General features: G+C 53.5%; 17 protein-coding genes and 1 other annotated feature. Of the genes, 13 read left to right on the top strand and 4 right to left on the bottom strand.

All coding sequences use genetic code 11. The annotated features are described in order from the left end of the window. Positions 1-6: 6 nt before the first annotated feature. Both radA and nadR read left to right on the top strand, forming a co-directional pair. Positions 7-1,389, top strand: a complete 1,383-nt coding sequence (gene radA / locus QNN86_RS13645) for a DNA repair protein RadA (RefSeq protein WP_182270471.1) — start codon at positions 7-9, stop codon at positions 1,387-1,389. Positions 1,390-1,596: 207 nt separating this feature from the next. Beyond that, positions 1,597-2,826 carry a multifunctional transcriptional regulator/nicotinamide-nucleotide adenylyltransferase/ribosylnicotinamide kinase NadR gene (gene nadR / locus QNN86_RS13640; RefSeq protein WP_411961646.1) on the top strand — a complete coding sequence of 410 codons (1,230 nt, stop codon included), beginning with the start codon at positions 1,597-1,599 and terminating at the stop codon, positions 2,824-2,826. A 150-nt stretch (positions 2,827-2,976) separates the two neighbouring features. On the opposite strand, the gene ettA is transcribed toward nadR, so the two are convergent. Then, the gene (gene ettA / locus QNN86_RS13635) at positions 2,977-4,644 is read right to left on the bottom strand and encodes an energy-dependent translational throttle protein EttA (protein ID WP_181618589.1); all 1,668 of its coding nucleotides are present in this window, start codon (positions 4,642-4,644) and stop codon (positions 2,977-2,979) included. 331 nt (positions 4,645-4,975) lie between these two features. Here ettA and sltY point away from each other — a divergent pair, with 331 nt between their 5' ends. Continuing rightward, positions 4,976-6,913, top strand: a complete 1,938-nt coding sequence (gene sltY / locus QNN86_RS13630; RefSeq protein ID WP_414211260.1) for a murein transglycosylase — start codon at positions 4,976-4,978, stop codon at positions 6,911-6,913. Between the two features lie 88 nt (positions 6,914-7,001). After that, on the top strand, positions 7,002-7,328 hold the full coding sequence (gene trpR / locus QNN86_RS13625; RefSeq protein WP_096758392.1) for a trp operon repressor: 327 nt from the start codon (positions 7,002-7,004) through the stop codon (positions 7,326-7,328). Between the two features lie 49 nt (positions 7,329-7,377). Here trpR and yjjX read toward each other — a convergent pair whose 3' ends face one another. After that, positions 7,378-7,893 carry an inosine/xanthosine triphosphatase gene (yjjX, locus tag QNN86_RS13620; RefSeq protein ID WP_182270468.1) on the bottom strand — a complete coding sequence of 172 codons (516 nt, stop codon included), beginning with the start codon at positions 7,891-7,893 and terminating at the stop codon, positions 7,378-7,380. Between the two features lie 52 nt (positions 7,894-7,945). Between yjjX and gpmB the strand changes: the two genes are divergently transcribed. Then, positions 7,946-8,593 (top strand): 2,3-diphosphoglycerate-dependent phosphoglycerate mutase GpmB, encoded by a 648-nt coding sequence (gene gpmB / locus QNN86_RS13615; RefSeq protein ID WP_096758390.1) that lies wholly within the window; start codon positions 7,946-7,948, stop codon positions 8,591-8,593. Here the strand turns inward: gpmB and robA are convergent. Further along, the gene (gene robA, locus QNN86_RS13610) at positions 8,590-9,459 is read right to left on the bottom strand and encodes an MDR efflux pump AcrAB transcriptional activator RobA (protein ID WP_096758389.1); all 870 of its coding nucleotides are present in this window, start codon (positions 9,457-9,459) and stop codon (positions 8,590-8,592) included. The genes gpmB and robA overlap by 4 nt on opposite strands. 211 nt (positions 9,460-9,670) lie before the next feature. Here robA and creA point away from each other — a divergent pair, with 211 nt between their 5' ends. The 4 genes from creA to creD are packed head-to-tail and all read left to right on the top strand — an operon-like array spanning position 9,671 to position 13,674. Further along, positions 9,671-10,144, top strand: coding sequence for a protein CreA (gene creA, locus QNN86_RS13605; protein WP_096758388.1), 474 nt, complete (start codon positions 9,671-9,673; stop codon positions 10,142-10,144). A gap of 12 nt (positions 10,145-10,156) precedes the next feature. Continuing rightward, entirely contained in the window at positions 10,157-10,846 is a 690-nt protein-coding gene (gene creB / locus QNN86_RS13600) for a two-component system response regulator CreB (protein WP_096758387.1), read from the top strand. Then, complete coding sequence (gene creC, locus QNN86_RS13595; RefSeq protein ID WP_182270467.1) at positions 10,846-12,270, top strand: two-component system sensor histidine kinase CreC; 1,425 nt, start codon at positions 10,846-10,848, stop codon at positions 12,268-12,270. The genes creB and creC overlap by 1 nt, the downstream gene beginning before the upstream one ends. A gap of 57 nt (positions 12,271-12,327) precedes the next feature. Next, positions 12,328-13,674 (top strand): cell envelope integrity protein CreD, encoded by a 1,347-nt coding sequence (creD, locus tag QNN86_RS13590; protein WP_414211256.1) that lies wholly within the window; start codon positions 12,328-12,330, stop codon positions 13,672-13,674. A gap of 60 nt (positions 13,675-13,734) precedes the next feature. Here creD and arcA read toward each other — a convergent pair whose 3' ends face one another. After that, positions 13,735-14,451 (bottom strand): two-component system response regulator ArcA, encoded by a 717-nt coding sequence (gene arcA, locus QNN86_RS13585; protein WP_001194359.1) that lies wholly within the window; start codon positions 14,449-14,451, stop codon positions 13,735-13,737. 95 nt (positions 14,452-14,546) lie between these two features. Here arcA and yjjY point away from each other — a divergent pair, with 95 nt between their 5' ends. The 4 genes from yjjY (at position 14,547) to thrA (ending at position 18,598) form a co-directional block, all read left to right on the top strand. Further along, positions 14,547-14,687 (top strand): protein YjjY, encoded by a 141-nt coding sequence (yjjY, locus tag QNN86_RS13580; protein ID WP_001541509.1) that lies wholly within the window; start codon positions 14,547-14,549, stop codon positions 14,685-14,687. 399 nt (positions 14,688-15,086) lie between these two features. Then, positions 15,087-15,773, top strand: a complete 687-nt coding sequence (locus QNN86_RS13575) for a tRNA/rRNA methyltransferase (RefSeq protein ID WP_181618592.1) — start codon at positions 15,087-15,089, stop codon at positions 15,771-15,773. 211 nt (positions 15,774-15,984) lie between these two features. After that, positions 15,985-16,056, top strand: coding sequence for a thr operon leader peptide (gene thrL, locus QNN86_RS13570; protein ID WP_414211310.1), 72 nt, complete (start codon positions 15,985-15,987; stop codon positions 16,054-16,056). Then, positions 15,986-16,112, top strand: a sequence feature (Thr leader region). Its footprint overlaps the gene before it by 71 nt. A 23-nt stretch (positions 16,113-16,135) precedes the next feature. Further along, positions 16,136-18,598, top strand: a complete 2,463-nt coding sequence (gene thrA / locus QNN86_RS13565; RefSeq protein ID WP_414211251.1) for a bifunctional aspartate kinase/homoserine dehydrogenase I — start codon at positions 16,136-16,138, stop codon at positions 18,596-18,598.

Here is an 18,598-nt window from a genome sequence, read left to right as displayed (position 1 = left end):
TAAAACGTGGCAAAAGCTCCTAAACGCGCCTTTGTATGTAATGAATGCGGGGCCGATTATCCGCGCTGGCAGGGGCAATGTAGCGCCTGTCAGGCCTGGAACACCATTACCGAGGTGCGTCTTGCCGCGTCGCCGACGGTGGCGCGTAACGAGCGTCTCAGCGGCTATGCCGGTAATGCGGGTGTTGCAAAGGTGCAAAAGCTGTCGGATATCAGTCTGGAAGAGCTGCCGCGTTTTTCTACCGGTTTTAAAGAATTCGACCGCGTGCTGGGCGGTGGTGTGGTGCCCGGCAGCGCCATTCTGATCGGCGGTAATCCAGGGGCCGGGAAATCCACCCTGCTGCTGCAAACGCTGTGCAAGCTTGCCGAGCAGATGAAGACCCTGTACGTCACCGGGGAAGAATCGCTGCAACAGGTGGCGATGCGCGCCCATCGACTCGGTCTGCCGACGGCAAATCTGAATATGCTGTCAGAAACCAGCATTGAGCAGATTTGCCTGATTGCAGAGGAAGAGCAGCCAAAGCTGATGGTCATCGACTCCATTCAGGTGATGCACATGGCGGATATTCAGTCTTCGCCGGGCAGCGTGGCGCAGGTGCGTGAAACCGCCGCATACCTGACACGCTTTGCTAAAACGCGCGGCGTGGCGATTGTCATGGTCGGTCACGTCACCAAAGATGGCTCTCTGGCTGGGCCAAAAGTACTGGAGCACTGCATTGACTGCTCGGTGCTGCTTGACGGCGATGCGGATTCTCGTTTCCGTACCCTGCGTAGCCATAAAAACCGCTTTGGCGCGGTGAATGAGCTTGGTGTCTTCGCCATGACCGAACAGGGCCTGCGCGAAGTCAGCAATCCTTCCGCGATTTTCTTAAGCCGTGGCGATGAAGTGACCTCCGGCAGCTCGGTGATGGTGGTCTGGGAAGGGACGCGCCCGCTGCTGGTGGAGATTCAGGCGCTGGTCGATCACTCGATGATGGCGAACCCTCGACGCGTAGCTGTAGGGCTGGAACAAAACCGCCTGGCGATTTTGCTGGCGGTGTTGCACCGTCACGGCGGCCTGCAAATGTCTGATCAGGACGTGTTCGTTAACGTGGTTGGCGGCGTCAAAGTCACCGAAACCAGTGCCGATCTTGCGTTACTGCTGGCGATGGTTTCCAGCCTGCGCGACAGGCCGCTACCGCACGATCTCGTGGTCTTTGGCGAAGTGGGGCTGGCGGGGGAGATTCGCCCGGTTCCCAGCGGCCAGGAGCGAATTTCTGAAGCGGCAAAGCACGGTTTCCGTCGGGCGATTGTCCCTGCCGCCAATGTGCCGAAAAAGGTGCCGGAAGGAATGCAGGTTTTTGGCGTTAAAAAGCTCGCGGATGCGTTAAACGTGTTTGACGACTTATAATTCATTACCCGTCGTCTTTCTGTCGGCAGGTGTGTTGGCTGCGTTCGTTCACCCGAATCACTTAGTTTACTAAGCTCATCGGGGTTCACTCACTTGCCGCCTTCCTGCCACCAGAAATCCATAGGGTAATTATTTGTTTCACCCTGTAGGCCTGATAAGCGAAGCGCCATCAGGCATTGTTGCATGTTTTTTCAGCAGGAGGCTCTTGTGTCATTTGATTATCTGAAAACCGCCATTAAGCAAAAGGGCTGTACTCTGCAACAGGTGGCGGATGCCAGTGGCATGACCAAGGGCTATTTAAGCCAGCTGCTGAATGCCAAAATCAAAAGCCCCAGCGCGCAAAAGCTGGAGGCGCTGCACCGTTTTCTCGGACTCGAATTTCCTCGCCAGCAGAAAAACATCGGCGTGGTCTTCGGGAAGTTTTATCCGCTGCATACCGGTCATATCTATCTGATCCAGCGCGCTTGTAGCCAGGTTGATGAGCTACATATCATCATGGGCTATGACGATACGCGCGATCGTAGCCTGTTTGAAGACAGCGCCATGTCACAGCAGCCCACGGTTTCCGATCGTTTACGCTGGCTGCTGCAAACGTTCAAATATCAGAAAAATATCCGGATTCACGCCTTCAATGAAGAGGGCATGGAGCCTTACCCGCACGGCTGGGATGTCTGGAGCAACGGCATCAAAACGTTTATGCAGGAGAAAGGGATCCAGCCAAACTGGATCTACACCTCTGAGGAATCAGATGCCCCGCAGTATCTGGAGCATCTGGGCATTGAAACGGTACTGGTCGATCCGAAACGGACGTTTATGAGCATCAGCGGTGGGCAAATCCGCGAAAATCCGTTCCGCTACTGGGAATATATTCCGACCGAAGTGAAGCCGTTTTTCGTGCGTACCGTGGCGATCCTCGGCGGTGAGTCGAGCGGCAAATCGACGCTGGTGAATAAGCTCGCTAATATCTTCAATACCACCAGTGCGTGGGAGTACGGCCGTGATTATGTCTTCTCCCATTTGGGCGGCGACGAGATGGCGTTACAGTATTCTGACTACGATAAAATTGCTTTGGGTCAGGCACAGTACATTGATTTTGCAGTTAAATACGCCAATAAAGTGGCGTTTATCGATACCGACTTCGTGACCACTCAGGCGTTCTGTAAAAAGTACGAAGGGCGTGAGCACCCGTTTGTGCAGGCACTGATCGACGAGTATCGCTTTGACCTGGTCATTCTGCTGGAAAACAACACGCCGTGGGTGGCAGATGGACTACGCAGTCTGGGCAGCTCGGTTGACCGTAAGGCGTTTCAGTCGCTGCTGGTGGAAATGCTGCAGGAAAATAACATCGATTTTGTCCACGTCGAGGAGCCGGACTATGACGGTCGCTTCCTGCGCTGTGTGGAGCTGGTGAAAGAATTGATGGGTGAGCAGAGATAGGATTTAATGCCGGATGGCGCTGCGCTTATCCGGCCTACAAGTCGCACTAACCTCATAGGCCGGATGACGCTGCGCTTATCCGGCTTACAAATCGCACTAACCTCGTAGGCCGGATAAGGCGTAACGCCGCCATCCGGCGCTTAATGGTAATTACTTAGCAATACGCTTGTACTTGATACGCTTCGGTTCCAGCGCATCTGCGCCCAGCGTGCGTTTCTTGTACTCTTCGTATTCGGTAAAGTTACCTTCAAAGAACTCGACTTTGCCTTCATCCTGGTAATCCAGAATGTGGGTGGCGATACGGTCGAGGAACCAACGGTCGTGCGAGATAACCATTGCGCAGCCCGGGAACTCCAGCAAGGCGTTTTCCAGCGCGCGCAGGGTTTCGATATCCAGGTCGTTGGTCGGTTCATCGAGCAGCAGCATGTTGCCGCCAACCTGCAGCAGCTTCGCCAGGTGCAGACGACCACGCTCACCACCGGACAGCTCGCCGACGCGTTTACCCTGATCAACACCTTTGAAGTTGAAGCGGCCTACGTAAGCGCGGCTTGGCATTTCGGTGTTGCCGATCTTCATGATATCCAGCCCGCCGGACACTTCTTCCCACACGGTTTTGCTGTTATCCATCGCGTCACGGAACTGGTCAACGGAGGCCAGTTTCACGGTTTCACCCAGTTCAATGGTGCCGCTATCTGGCTGTTCTTCACCGGAGAGCATACGGAACAGGGTGGATTTACCCGCGCCGTTCGGACCGATGATCCCGACGATAGCGCCTTTCGGTACCGAGAAGCTCAGATCGTCGATCAGGACGCGGTCACCGTAGGATTTACGCAGGTTGGTAACCTCAACGACTTTATCGCCCAGACGAGGTCCTGGTGGAATAAACAGTTCGTTGGTTTCGTTACGCTTCTGGTATTCGGTATTGTTGAGCTCTTCAAAGCGTGCCAGACGGGCTTTACCCTTCGACTGACGGCCTTTCGCGCCCTGGCGTACCCACTCCAGCTCTTTCTCAATGGATTTACGGCGAGCCGCTTCCTGAGAGGCTTCCTGCGCCAGACGCTGATCTTTCTGCTCCAGCCAGGAAGAGTAGTTACCTTCCCACGGAATACCTTCACCGCGGTCAAGCTCCAGGATCCAGCCAGCCACGTTATCGAGGAAGTAACGGTCGTGGGTAATCGCCACTACGGTCCCTTCGAAGTCGTGCAGGAAGCGTTCCAGCCATGCCACGGATTCTGCATCCAGGTGGTTGGTCGGTTCGTCGAGCAGCAGCATGTCTGGTTTTTCCAGCAGCAGGCGACACAGCGCGACGCGGCGGCGTTCACCCCCGGACAGCTTTTCAATTTTGGCATCCCAGTCCGGCAGACGGAGTGCGTCAGCGGCGCGCTCCAGCTGCACGTTCAGGTTGTGGCCGTCGTGTGCCTGAATGATTTCTTCGAATTTACCCTGCTGTGCGGCAAGCTTATCGAAGTCGGCATCCGGCTCGGCGTACTTCGCGTACACTTCATCCAGGCCTTTCAGGGCGTTAACCACATCGGCGACCGCTTCTTCAACGGATTCACGCACGGTATGTTCCGGGTTCAGTTTCGGTTCCTGCGGCAGGTAACCGATCTTGAGGCCCGGTTGTGGACGTGCTTCGCCTTCGATGTCGGTATCAATACCGGCCATGATGCGCAGCAGGGTGGATTTACCCGCGCCGTTCAGACCGAGTACACCGATTTTGGCACCCGGGAAGAAGCTCAGAGAGATGTTTTTAAGAATATGACGTTTCGGCGGAACGACTTTGCCGACACGATGCATGGTATAAACGAATTGAGCCACGTTGGACTTCGCCTCTTTTATATACTCTTCATCCTTCAGGCTGCCTCTGTGTTGGCTGCATTCGAAAACCCTGGTCACATAGCCATCTATGCTCGCAGGGATTTTCTCTCTTGCCGCCTTGATGCAGCCAGAATGATTTTGAGTAGGGTAGTGAATAGTTATCAAAGGCGAAGTGTAGCCTTTTTCACGTTCTAATCCCAGCCAGCAGATCTCACTCGCAACAAAAGTAAAAAAGTGTCCGGAACGTGGCACTTTCTGCAATGTCTGATTAGCATGAATCTATTAAGCGGCATGATGCTGCACAGTCGTAACACGATAAGAGGAAGAGCTTGTGGACAAAGCCAAACACGTAGCCTGGCGCCTGCTGGCAGCCAGTGTATGTCTGCTGACGGTCAGTCAAGTGGCGCGAGCGGATTCTCTGGATGAACAGCGCAATCGCTATGCACAAATTAAGCAGGCCTGGGATAACCGGCAGATGGACGTCGTTGAGCAGATGATGCCGGGCCTGAAAAGCTACCCTCTGTACCCCTACCTTGAATATCGCCAGATTACTGACGATCTGATGAATCAGCCCACCGTTACCGTCACCAATTTTGTGCGCGCTAATCCAACGCTGCCACCTGCACGCACGTTGCAATCGCGCTTCGTGAACGAACTGGCACGTCGGGAAGACTGGCGAGGGTTGTTAGCATTCAGCCCGGATAAGCCCGGCACCACCGAAGCGCAATGTAATTACTACTTTGCGAAATGGAGTACCGGGCAGGCCGAAGAAGCCTGGCAAGGTGCAAAAGATCTTTGGCTGACCGGGAAAAGTCAGCCCAACGCCTGTGACAAATTATTCGGCGTATGGCGGGCATCGGGGACTCAGGATCCGTTAGCGTATCTTGAACGTATTCGCCTGGCGATGAAGGCGGGTAATACCGGACTGGTTACCGCGCTGGCCGGACAAATGCCCGCGGATTATCAGACCATTGCTTCAGCGATTATTGCACTGGCAAATAACCCTAATTCGGTGATGACGTTTGCGCGTACCACCGGCGCTACGGATTTTACCCGTCAGATGGCGGCGGTGGCGTTTGCCAGCGTAGCGCGTCAGGACGCGGAAAATGCACGTTTGATGATCCCATCATTGGCGCAGGCGCAGCAGCTTAATGACGATCAAACTCAGGAGCTGCGCGATATTGTCGCCTGGCGTCTGATGGGCAACGACGTCACTGACGAGCAGGCCAAATGGCGCGATGACGCGATTATGCGCTCACAATCCACCACGCTTGTGGAGCGCCGCGTGCGGATGGCGTTGGGAACTGGCGATCGTCGAGGGCTGAATACCTGGCTGGCGCGTCTGCCGATGGACGCGAAGGAAAAAGATGAATGGCGTTACTGGCAGGCGGATCTGCTACTGGAGCGTGGACGTGACGCCGAAGCGAAAGAGATCCTGCATGCGCTGATGCAGCAGCGTGGCTTCTATCCGATGGTGGCGGCACAGCGCCTCGGTGAAGAGTACACGCTGAAAATCGATAAAGCGCCTGCGGATGTTGACGCTGCCCTGACGCAGGGACCGGAGATGGCGCGCGTACGTGAGTTAATGTACTGGAACATGGACAACACCGCGCGCAGCGAGTGGGCGAATCTGGTCACCAGCCGCACCAAGTCTGAGCAGGCGCAGCTGGCGCGTTATGCGTTTAACAATCACTGGTGGGATCTTAGCGTGCAGGCCACGATCGCAGGTAAACTCTGGGATCATCTGGAAGAGCGTTTCCCGCTGGCCTACAAAGATCTGTTTACCCGTTACACCAGCGGGAAAGACATTCAGCCAAGCTACGCGATGGCCATTGCCCGTCAGGAAAGTGCCTGGAACCCGAAGGTAAAATCGCCGGTGGGTGCCAGCGGGTTGATGCAAATTATGCCGGGTACGGCGACGCATACAGTGAAGATGTTCTCGATTCCGGGTTACAGCAGTCCTAACCAACTGTTGGATCCTGAAACCAATATCAACATCGGCACCAGCTATTTACAGTATGTGTATCAACAGTTTGGCAATAACCGCATCTTTGCTTCCGCAGCCTATAACGCCGGACCGGGTCGCGTTCGTACCTGGCTTGGCAACAGTGCAGGGCGCATTGACGCGGTGGCCTTTGTAGAAAGCATCCCGTTCTCCGAGACCCGTGGGTACGTGAAAAACGTGCTGGCTTACGATGCCTACTATCGTTACTTCCTCGGTGATAAGCCGGAATTGATGAACGACGCAGAAAGGCAACGCCGTTACTGATCGTGGCGAGTGTGTTATGCTATCGTACTCGTTAAAGAGTACAAAGGGGGAGGCAATCGCGCCTCCCCCGCAACGATGGCGATATCTTATGACTCAGCAATCACCCTATTCAGCAGAGATGGCAGAACAGCGTCACCAGGAGTGGTTACGTTTTGTCGACCTGCTTAAACACGCTTATGAGCAAGATTTACACCAGCCATTGCTCAATTTGATGTTAACGCCTGATGAGCGCGAAGCGCTGGGGACTCGCGTGCGCATTATTGAAGAACTGCTGCGCGGTGAGATGAGCCAACGCGAGTTGAAAAACGAGCTTGGGGCCGGTATTGCGACCATAACGCGTGGGTCCAATAGCCTCAAAACTGCGCCGGTCGAGCTGCGTCAGTGGCTGGAACAGGTGCTGCTCGGAAAAGATTGAATTGCCTGATGGCGCTGTGCTTATCAGGCCTACAACGTAGCGAAAATAATTACCGATACACCGCGTTATGGAACGGGCTGAGCGCCAGGATCACCGCCTGGTGATAGACGCTGGCACGGGTTAACTTCCCGGCGGTAAACACGCCAATCGCCCCTTCTTTACGACCTATCTCGTCAATGCCTGTGTACTGTGACATCACCGGACCGAGCGCTTCTCCCTGACGGACTCTGTCGAGAATCACCGACGGCAGCGGCAGCGTAGCGGAACGCGCTTCACCGCGCTGAACGCCATTATCAATCACTACCCAGCTGAAGGTCGCGTCATCGTCAATGCCGGCTTCAATGGCCACCCAGAAATCGGCCTGCGGATGCAGGCGGCGTGCGTTATGTATGCGATTTCGTGCGCCAGTGCGCGTTTCCTGACTTCCAAAAGGTTGTTCCGGCACACCGCTCTCGACGGCGACGGGTTCAATATGGCAGGATCCTTCACCGAAAATCTCTTCAAATGCCCGAAGAATTGCCTGAATTTTGGCAGGATTGGTGGTCGCAGAGATAACCTTGTGCATAATTAAGCTCAGTTTGAAAATTCATCGAATCGCAGTATAACGGAAAAAACGCATGTTACAGGTATACCTTGTTCGCCACGGTGAAACGCAGTGGAACGCCGAGCGACGTATTCAAGGCCAGTCAGACAGCCCGCTGACCGCTAAAGGTGAACAGCAAGCTATGCAGGTTGGCGAACGCGCCCGCTCGCTTGGCATTACTCACGTCATCAGTAGCGATTTAGGTCGTACACGACGCACCGCAGAAATCATCGCCCAGGCGTGTGGCTGTGATATCACCTTCGACGCCCGCTTGCGCGAGCTGAATATGGGGGTGCTGGAAAAGCGCCACATCGACTCTCTGACGCCAGAGGAAGAGGGCTGGCGTCGCCAGTTAGTCAACGGCACGGTTGATGGTCGTATTCCGGATGGGGAATCCATGCAGGAACTGGCCGATCGTGTTAACGCCGCGCTGGCATCTTGTCTGGAACTGCCGCAAGGGAGCCGCCCATTGTTGGTAAGCCACGGTATTGCGCTGGGTTGCCTGGTGAGCACGATTTTGGGACTGCCCGCCTGGGCTGAGCGTCGGCTGCGTCTGCGCAACTGCTCGATTTCCCGTGTCGATTATCAGGAAAGTTTATGGCTGGCACCGGGTTGGGTGGTCGAAACGGCAGGGGACATCTCGCATTTGGACGCCCCTGCGTTGGATGAGCTACAGCGTTAACGGCGAATAGGAATCAGGAATTCGCAGCGTAGGTTAATAGGGCGATCGCCTGCTTTGGCATCTTCTGCCGGGTAGTATCGCTCTATATCCTGACCTTTACGACGGGTCAGGTTCAGCATTGGCATACAGGTGCCGTACACTGTCAGAATAAATTCCTGCACGCCCGTTCCCAGGCCTTCATAGGTAAACATGACATATTCGCCGCCCTGCAACAGGATTGGCTGCGCGGACGGTACATAGCCGCTGGCCTGTTCCGGCGTGAGTGCTGTGGTATAGAAGACTTCCTGCTCGTCATCTTTTTCAAAACTCGGACGCGTTTCGTTGAGTCCGTACAGCACCGGCGGGATGGCAGGAGCCTGGCTCAGGAAGTCGCGCCAGAACTGAATACGCATTTCATGACGGAAGTCGGAAATCTGTTCCAGCGAGCAAGAGTAGCTTTGCGTGGTGCCGAGCAACTGCGTGTCTTCCAGCGTCACGAACTGATGCGCTGGCATCGCAAATTCCCCGAGTCGCATCGGTGGGCGAATACCAAAAGCGCTCCATTCCGGCGAGCGGCGGTACAGTGCAGGCGTCTGAGCGAATTGTTTTTTGAACGCACGGGTAAACGTCTGTTGAGAGTCAAAACGGTATTGCAGGGCAATATCCAGAATCGGACGCGCAGTCAGGCGTAGCGCCACAGCGGACTTCGATAAACGACGGGCGCGGATGTAGGCACCAATAGCGTGGCCCGTCACGTCCTTAAACATTCTCTGCAGATGCCACTTGGAATAGCCTGCTTTTGCCGCCACATTGTCAAGCGACAGAGGCTGATCCAGATGACCTTCCAGCCAGATTAATAGGTCGCGAATAATGCCAGCCTGATCCATAAAATATCCTCATCCTTTCAACAGCGAGTACCTGACGTCAGGTAAGAGGATAATAGCATTTTTTGCTGTTTTAGCATTCAGTGTTTTTTTTGCTCATAAATGCTGTTTTCGGACATACGAAAGCGTGATTATTGTAATCCTGTGATCTGTATACATTTTATTTTAGAATGTTGAATAATTGCTCAGGGCAACTTTTAAAAATGGTAACAATATGAAATATAAGAGCTTAGTCATTTCCTCAATTTTGCTGTTGTTGGCGCAGGTGGCCCATGCGGAGCAGATTGGTTCTGTCGATACGGTATTTAAAATGTTTGGACCGGATCATAAAATCGTCGTCGAAGCGTTTGACGATCCCGATGTAACCAATGTGACCTGCTATGTTAGCCGCGCAAAAACCGGTGGCATTAAGGGCGGGTTAGGGCTGGCTGAAGATACCTCCGATGCCGCCATTTCCTGCCAACAAGTGGGGCCGGTTGAGCTGAGCGACAGAATCAAGAACGGTAAAGCGCAGGGCGAAGTCGTCTTTAAGAAACGGACGTCGCTGGTGTTTAAATCATTACAGGTGGTGCGTTTTTATGATGAAAAACGCAACACGCTGGCGTATCTGGCCTATTCCGACAAGGTTGTCGACGGTTCGCCGAAAAATGCCATCAGCGCGGTGCCCATCATGCCGTGGCGGCAGTAACAAGGAAGCAAAATGCAACAGGCGTTGATCTGGTTGGTTGAGGATGAGCAGGGTATCGCGGATACGCTTATCTACATGCTGCAACAGGAAGGTTTTAGCGTGGAAGCGTTTGAGCGAGGGCTGCCGGTGCTGGAAAGCGCGCGTCAGCGATGCCCGGATGCGATAATCCTCGATGTCGGACTGCCTGATATCAGCGGTTTTGAACTGTGCCGACGTCTGCTGGAGCGCCACCCGGCGCTGCCGGTCCTTTTTCTGACCGCCCGCAGCGATGAAGTGGACCGCCTGTTAGGTCTGGAGATTGGCGCGGATGATTACGTCGCCAAACCCTTCTCGCCGCGCGAGGTGTGCGCCCGAGTGCGCACGCTGCTGCGGCGGGTGAGGAAATTTGCAGCACCGCCATCGGCAGCGCGTTTTGGCAATTTTGAACTCAATGAACCCGCCGCGCAGATTGCGTGGTTTGGCTGTCCGTTAAACCTGACGCGCTATGAGTTCCTGTTGCTGAAAACCTTGCTGATGTCGCCGGGGCGTATCTACTCGCGCCAGCAACTGATGGATTTAGTTTGGGCCGATGCGCAGGATACCTACGACAGAACGGTGGACACGCACATCAAAACACTGCGCGCCAAACTGCGGGCTATTAATCCGGATCTCTCGCCGATTAACACGCATCGCGGGATGGGATACAGCCTGAGGAACGCCTGATGCGCATTGGCATGCGACTGCTGCTGGGCTACTTTTTGATTGTCGCCGTTGCCGCCTGGTTTGTTCTGTCTATTTTTGTGCAGGAGATTAAACCTGGCGTACGCCGGGCCACCGAAGGCACGCTGATTGACACCGCCACGCTGTTAGCGGCGCTGGCACGCGACGACGTACTCTCTGGCTCTGCTGCCAACGGTAAGTTGGCGCAGGCCTTCTCGCAACTGCATAACCGCCCTTTTCGTGCCAACATCAGTGGTATTAACAAAGTGCGCAATGAGTATCACGTCTACATGACAGATGCTCAGGGCAAGGTGTTGTTTGATTCCGCCAATAAAGCAGTAGGGGAAGATTATTCCCGCTGGAACGACGTGTGGTTAACGCTGCGCGGGCAATATGGCGCGCGCAGTACGCTGCAAAATCCGGCTGACTCGGAAAGTTCGGTGATGTACGTTGCGGCGCCGATTATCGACGGTGAGCGCATTATTGGCGTGCTTAGCGTCGGGAAGCCCAATGCGGCAATGGCTCCGGTAATTAAACGCAGCGAGCGGCGGATGCTGTGGGCGAGCGCGGTGTTGCTGGGGATCGCATTAGTGATTGGCGTGGGAATGGTATGGTGGATCAACCGCTCTATTGCCCGGCTGGCGCGCTATGCTGACTCGGTGACGGAGAATCGGCCCGTCGCGTTACCGGATTTAGGCAGCAGTGAATTGCGAAAACTGGCGCAGGCGCTGGAAAGTATGCGCCTTAAGCTGGAGGGTAAGAATTACATTGAGCAGTATGTGTATGCCTTAACCCATGAACTGAAAAGCCCGCTGGCGGCTATTCGTGGCGCGGCGGAGATTTTACGTGAAGGGCCGCCACCTGACGTGGTGGCGCGTTTTACCGAAAATATTCTGACGCAAAATGCGCGTATGCAGGCGCTGGTCGAAACCCTGCTGCGCCAGGCGCGACTGGAAAACCGGCAGGATGTTGCATTTACGCCCGTTGCGGTTGATGAGCTGTTTGCCCAACTGCGCGAGTCGCGTAGCGTCCAGCTGGCTGCTAAACATATCACGCTCAACATTGAGCCCTCATCATGGGTGGTTTCTGCTGAGCCTGCGCTGCTGGAGCAGGCCATGGGCAATCTGCTGGATAACGCCATCGACTTTACCCCAGGTCAGGGGACCATTGTTCTGAGTGCGCAACAGCAAGGAGAGAAGATTACGTTGCAGGTGACGGACAGCGGCAGCGGGATCCCTGACTTTGCGTTACCGCGCATCTTCGAACGATTTTATTCACTGCCCCGCGAGAATGGCCACAAGAGCAGCGGTCTGGGGCTGGCGTTTGTCAGCGAAGTCGCGCGTCTGCTGGAAGGTGACGTCACGCTGAGCAATCGACCCGAAGGTGGGGTGCAGGCGTCGTTCACACTTCACCGTCACTTCACATAGCTTCAAATTCTGCGCACATAGCTGTTCTACCTTGTCGTCATTGCAAAGGAGAACGCTATGTTGAAATCCCCCCTGTTCTGGAAAATCGTCACCTTAGGTGGTGCCATGCTGTTGCTGTTAATTCCGCTGACGATGGTCAGGCAGATAATCGTTGAGCGATCGGATTACCGTAATGAGGTCGAAGATGCTATCCGGCAGAGTACCAGTGGGCCGCAGAAGCTAGTTGGGCCGCTAATTGCTATCCCCGTGACCGAACTTTATACCTCGCTGGAAGACGGCAAAGAGGTCTCGCAAAAGCGCAGCTATATCCATTTCTGGCTGCCGGAGTCGTTGATGGTTGAGGGCAATCAAAATGTTGAAGGACGTAAAGTCGGCATTTATGAGGGCCAGGTCTGGCACAACGATGTGTCGTTGAACGCGGAGTTCAATGCTGAACGGCTGAGTGAATTGCATCACCCTAATATAACGTTAGGGAAACCGTTTATAGTGGTTGGCGTCGGCGACGCACGCGGGATTGGCGTGGTGAAAGTGCCGCAGATTAACGGGACGTCGCTGGCCGTTGAGCCGGGAACGGGGCTTGATGGGCGTGCGCAGGGGATCCACATTCCGCTGCCGGATGCGGAATGGACGAAGCAAAACCTTAGTCTGGCGCTGTCGCTTAATCTGAACGGTACCGGGGATTTTTCCGTTGTCCCCATTGGACGTAACAGCGAAATGACCCTAACCAGTAACTGGCCGCATCCCAATTTTCTGGGGGATTTTTTGCCCACGAAGCGTGAAGTTAGTGCATCAGGGTTTACGGCCCAATGGCAAAGCAGCTGGTTTGCCAATAACCTCGGTGATCGTTTTGATGGGGAAAAAATTGGCTGGCAGGGAATGCCAGCGTTTAGCGTGGCGGTAGCTACACCGGCCGATCAATATCAGCTGACCGACAGAGCGACGAAGTATGCTATCTTACTGATCGTACTGACTTTTATGTCTTTCTTTGTGCTGGAGAGTATGACCAGTCTGCGTCTGCACCCCATGCAGTATTTGCTGGTAGGGTTATCGCTGGTGATGTTTTATCTGCTATTGCTGGCGCTGTCAGAACATATTGGTTTTACCGCGGCATGGATTATTGCCAGCCTGATTGGCGCCCTGATGAATGGCGTGTATTTACAGGCGGTATTACAAGGGTGGCGTAACAGTATTTTGTTCACCGTGGCGCTGTTGGCTCTGGACGGGGTGATGTGGATATTGCTGCGTTCACAGGACAGTTCTTTATTGTTGGGAACCGGCGTGCTGCTGCTGGCACTATGCGGGATTATGTTCCTGACGCGTCATCTTGACTGGCACGCACTGGCTCGGCCCAAAGCAAAAGAGACGCAACCCGTGGAAAACGATGAATTTCGTTTGTGGAAGTAGGGTAGAGATAAAATGAAAAACGGCGCGTAAAGCGCCGTTTTTGTTCCCGCAAGGATGAGATTAATCCTGCAGGTCGCCGCAGAAACGATAGCCTTCACCGTGAATGGTGGCGATGATTTCTGGCGTATCCGGCGTAGATTCGAAATGCTTACGAATACGACGGATAGTCACGTCAACGGTACGGTCATGCGGCTTCAGTTCGCGACCGGTCATTTTTTTCAGCAGTTCTGCGCGAGACTGGATCTTGCCCGGATTCTCACAGAAGTGAAGCATGGCACGGAATTCGCTGCGTGGCAGTTTATACTGCTCGCCGTCAGGGCCGATCAGAGAACGGCTGTTGATGTCCAGTTCCCAACCATTGAACTTGTAGCTTTCGACGCTACGACGTTCTTCGCTGACCGTGCCCAGGTTCATGGTACGGGACAGCAGGTTACGAGCACGGATAGTCAGTTCACGCGGGTTAAACGGTTTGGTGATGTAATCATCCGCGCCGATTTCGAGGCCGAGAATTTTATCGACTTCGTTATCGCGGCCCGTCAGGAACATCAGCGCAACGTTAGCTTGTTCGCGGAGTTCGCGCGCTAACAGAAGACCGTTTTTACCTGGCAGATTGATATCCATAATCACAAGGTTGATGTCATATTCAGAGAGGATCTGATGCATTTCCGCGCCATCTGTCGCCTCGAATACATCATAGCCTTCCGCTTCGAAAATGCTTTTCAACGTGTTACGTGTTACTAACTCGTCTTCAACGATAAGAATGTGCGGGGTCTGCATGTTTGCTACCTAAATTGCCAACTAAATCGAAACAGGAAGTACAAAAGTCCCTGACCTGCCTGATGCATGTCGTAAATTAACATGATCGGCGTAACATGACTAAAGTACGTAATTGCGTTCTTGATGCACTTTCCATCAACGTCAACAACATCATTAGCTTGGTCGTGGGCACTTTCCCTCTGGACCCGACAGTGTCAAAAACGGCTGTCATCCTAACCATTTTAACAGCAACATAACAGGCTAAGACGTACCGGACACCCAATAAAACTACGCTTCGTTGACATATATCAAGTTCAATTGTAGCACGTTAACAGTTTGATGAAATCATCGTATCCAAATGTTAGCTTTCATCACAAAATTGCAATAATACAACTAGTTGCACGCGCTAACTAATAAATGTAATGAATCCAACGAATGAGATCCATTTTAAATTAAATTATCATGAATAAACAGAAGGATATGCAACTTCTGTTAACATAAAAAGCAATAGTACAGGTACGAAACAGTTTAGCATTTTTTACTTAATGTAAAATGCTTTTTCAGTGATCTCTGTTAAAAATATGTAAATTCGCGCTGCGTAATATGTTGATGTGCATCACATTATTATCGGCAAACTGACCAAAAAGAGTAGCAAAATGCGTTTAACAATTATTCTGGTGGCCCCTGCCAGAGCGGAAAATATTGGTGCGGCAGCCCGCGCGATGAAAACCATGGGATTCACCGAGTTGCGGATCGTTGACAGTCAGGCACACCTGGAACCGGCCACGCGCTGGGTGGCCCACGGTTCGGGTGACATTATTGATAATATTAACGTTTTTACAACGTTAGCCGAGGCGCTGCACGACGTGGATTTTACCGTTGCTACCACGGCGCGCAGTCGCGCAAAGTTTCATTATTACGCTACTCCGGTCGAATTGGTTCCGTTGCTGGAGGAAAAATCGGCGTGGATGGATCACGCTGCGCTGGTTTTTGGCCGTGAGGATTCTGGCCTGACGAATGAAGAACTGGCGCTGGCGGACGTGTTGACCGGCGTACCGATGGTGGCTGACTATCCTTCACTGAACTTGGGGCAGGCGGTGATGGTGTATTGCTATCAATTAGCCGGTTTAATACAACAGCCCGCTAAAACCACTGAGGTGACGGATGAGCTTCAGCTCCAGGCATTACGGACGCGTGTTTTACGTTTATTGACCACGCTGGATGTTGCCGATGACATCAAACTCACGGACTGGTTGCAACAACGAATGGGCCTGTTAGGACAGCGAGACACGGCAATGTTGCACCGTTTTTTACATGATATTGAAAAAAATATCACAAAATAAAATATTGCCAATCTATTCTGTGTGAGTTTTTTATTCTAACTTCAAGCGTGTCTGACGCGCCGTATTGGTCGAAAGTAAAACGGTAAGCAGTGACTCGTGAACAAGTTTCGGAACGTGATCAATTTAGAAATTTATTGACTTAGGTCACGAGATACTTTAACCCTAAAAGAATAGAGCACAGACAGATAATAATTACAGAGCACACAACATCATGAAACGCATCGGCACCACCATTACTACAACCATCACCATCACCATTACCACAGGTAACGGTGCGGGCTGACGCGTACAGGAAACACAGAAAAAAGCCCGCACCTAAACAGTGCGGGCTTTTTTTTCGACCAGAGGCAACGAGGTAAACCATGCGAGTGTTGAAGTTTGGCGGTACATCAGTGGCAAATGCAGAGCGCTTTCTGCGGGTTGCCGATATTCTGGAAAGCAATGCCAGGCAGGGGCAGGTTGCGACCGTCCTCTCTGCCCCGGCAAAAATCACTAACCATCTGGTGGCGATGATTGAGAAGACCATCGGTGGCCAGGATGCTTTAGCCAATATCAGCGACGCCGAACGTATTTTCTCTGAGCTTTTGCTCGGTCTTGCCGCGGTTCAGCCCGCTTTCCCGCTGGCGCAACTCAAAACCTTTGTTGAACAAGAATTTGCCCAAATTAAGCATGTTCTGCACGGTATCAGCCTGCTGGGACAGTGCCCGGACAGCATCAACGCCGCGCTTATTTGCCGTGGTGAAAAAATGTCGATCGCAATTATGGCCGGGCTGCTGGAAGCACGTGGCCACAAAGTGACGGTCATTGATCCGGTTGAGAAACTGTTAGCGGTGGGTCATTACCTCGAATCGACCGTTGATATTACCGAGTCTACGCGTCGAATTGCCGCCAGCCGCATTCCGGCAGACCATATGGTGTTGATGGCAGGCTTTACTGCCGGGAATGAAAAAGGTGAGCTGGTGGTGCTGGGACGTAACGGCTCTGATTACTCCGCCGCCGTGCTGGCCGCCTGTTTGCGTGCAGACTGCTGTGAGATCTGGACGGACGTTGACGGCGTGTATACCTGCGACCCGCGTCAGGTCCCCGATGCCAGACTACTGAAGTCAATGTCTTATCAGGAAGCGATGGAGCTGTCTTATTTCGGCGCCAAAGTGCTTCACCCGCGTACCATTACCCCGATTGCCCAGTTCCAGATCCCTTGCCTGATTAAAAATACCGGTAACCCGCAAGCGCCGGGTACGCTGATTGGCGCCAGCCGCGATGAAGATGATCTGCCGGTAAAAGGCATTTCGAATCTCAACAATATGGCGATGTTCAGCGTGTCGGGCCCTGGAATGAAAGGGATGGTCGGCATGGCGGCCCGCGTGTTTGCCGCGATGTCTCGCGCAGGGATTTCGGTGGTACTGATCACCCAGTCGTCTTCTGAATACAGCATCAGCTTCTGCGTCCCGCAGGGCGACTGTGCGCGTGCACAGCGTGCGATGCAGGATGAATTCTACCTCGAGCTGAAAGAAGGGCTGCTGGAGCCGCTGGCGGTCACTGAGCGTCTGGCGATCATCTCAGTTGTTGGCGACGGTATGCGTACGCTGCGCGGTATCTCCGCGAAATTCTTTGCCGCGCTGGCGCGTGCCAACATCAATATCGTGGCTATCGCCCAGGGCTCGTCTGAGCGCTCTATTTCGGTGGTGGTGAACAATGATGATGCCACCACCGGCGTGCGCGTGACGCATCAGATGCTGTTCAATACCGATCAGGTGATCGAAGTCTTTGTCATAGGCGTCGGTGGCGTCGGGGCTGCGCTGCTTGAACAGCTTAAGCGGCAACAAACCTGGCTGAAGAGCAAGCATATTGATTTACGTGTTTGCGGGGTGGCGAATTCGAAGGCCCTGCTGACCCATGTTCACGGTCTGAATCTGGAAAACTGGCAGGCGGAGCTGGCGGAAGCCAAGGAGCCTTTCAACCTCGGTCGCTTAATTCGCCTGGTGAAAGAATACCATCTGCTTAACCCGGTGATTGTGGACTGTACGTCAAGTCAGGCCGTGGCAGATCAGTATGCAGACTTCCTGCGCGAAGGCTTCCACGTCGTGACGCCGAATAAAAAGGCGAATACCTCGTCGATGGATTACTACCATCAGCTACGTTTTGCCGCCGCGAAGTCCCGACGTAAATTCCTCTATGACACCAACGTTGGCGCGGGATTACCGGTTATCGAAAACCTGCAAAACCTGCTCAGTGCAGGTGATGAACTGCAACGTTTCTCGGGGATTCTGTCCGGTTCGCTGTCGTTTATTTTTGGCAAACTGGATGAAGGCATGAGCTTCTCGCAAGCCACCACGCTGGCACGCGAAATGGGCTATACCGAGCCCGATCCACGCGATGACCTTTCCGGAACGGATGTGGCGCGCAAACTGCTGATCCTCGCCCGCGAAACCGGTCGCGAGCTGGAGCTTAGCGATATCGTTATTGAGCCGGTGTTACCGCAAGATTTTGATGATTCTGGCGATATCTCTGCGTTTATGGCTAAGCTGTCTCAGCTTGATGATGCGTTTGCCGCGCGCGTGGCGAAAGCCCGTGATGAGGGGAAAGTCATGCGCTATGTTGGCAATATCGAAGAAGACGGTGTGTGTCGGGTGAAAATCGCCGAAGTGGATGGCAACGATCCGCTGTATAAAGTGAAAAATGGCGAAAACGCGCTGGCGTTCTACAGTCACTACTACCAGCCATTACCGCTGGTACTGCGTGGTTACGGTGCAGGTAATGATGTCACGGCAGCGGGCGTCTTTGCCGACTTGCTGCGTACCCTTTCATGGAAGTTAGGAGTTTAA

Source organism: Citrobacter sp. C348 (genome assembly GCF_047467975.1).
Lineage (GTDB): Bacteria > Pseudomonadota > Gammaproteobacteria > Enterobacterales > Enterobacteriaceae > Citrobacter > Citrobacter gillenii.
Note: the sequence above shows the minus strand (reverse complement) of the source record. Positions and strands in the feature narration are given on the sequence as shown.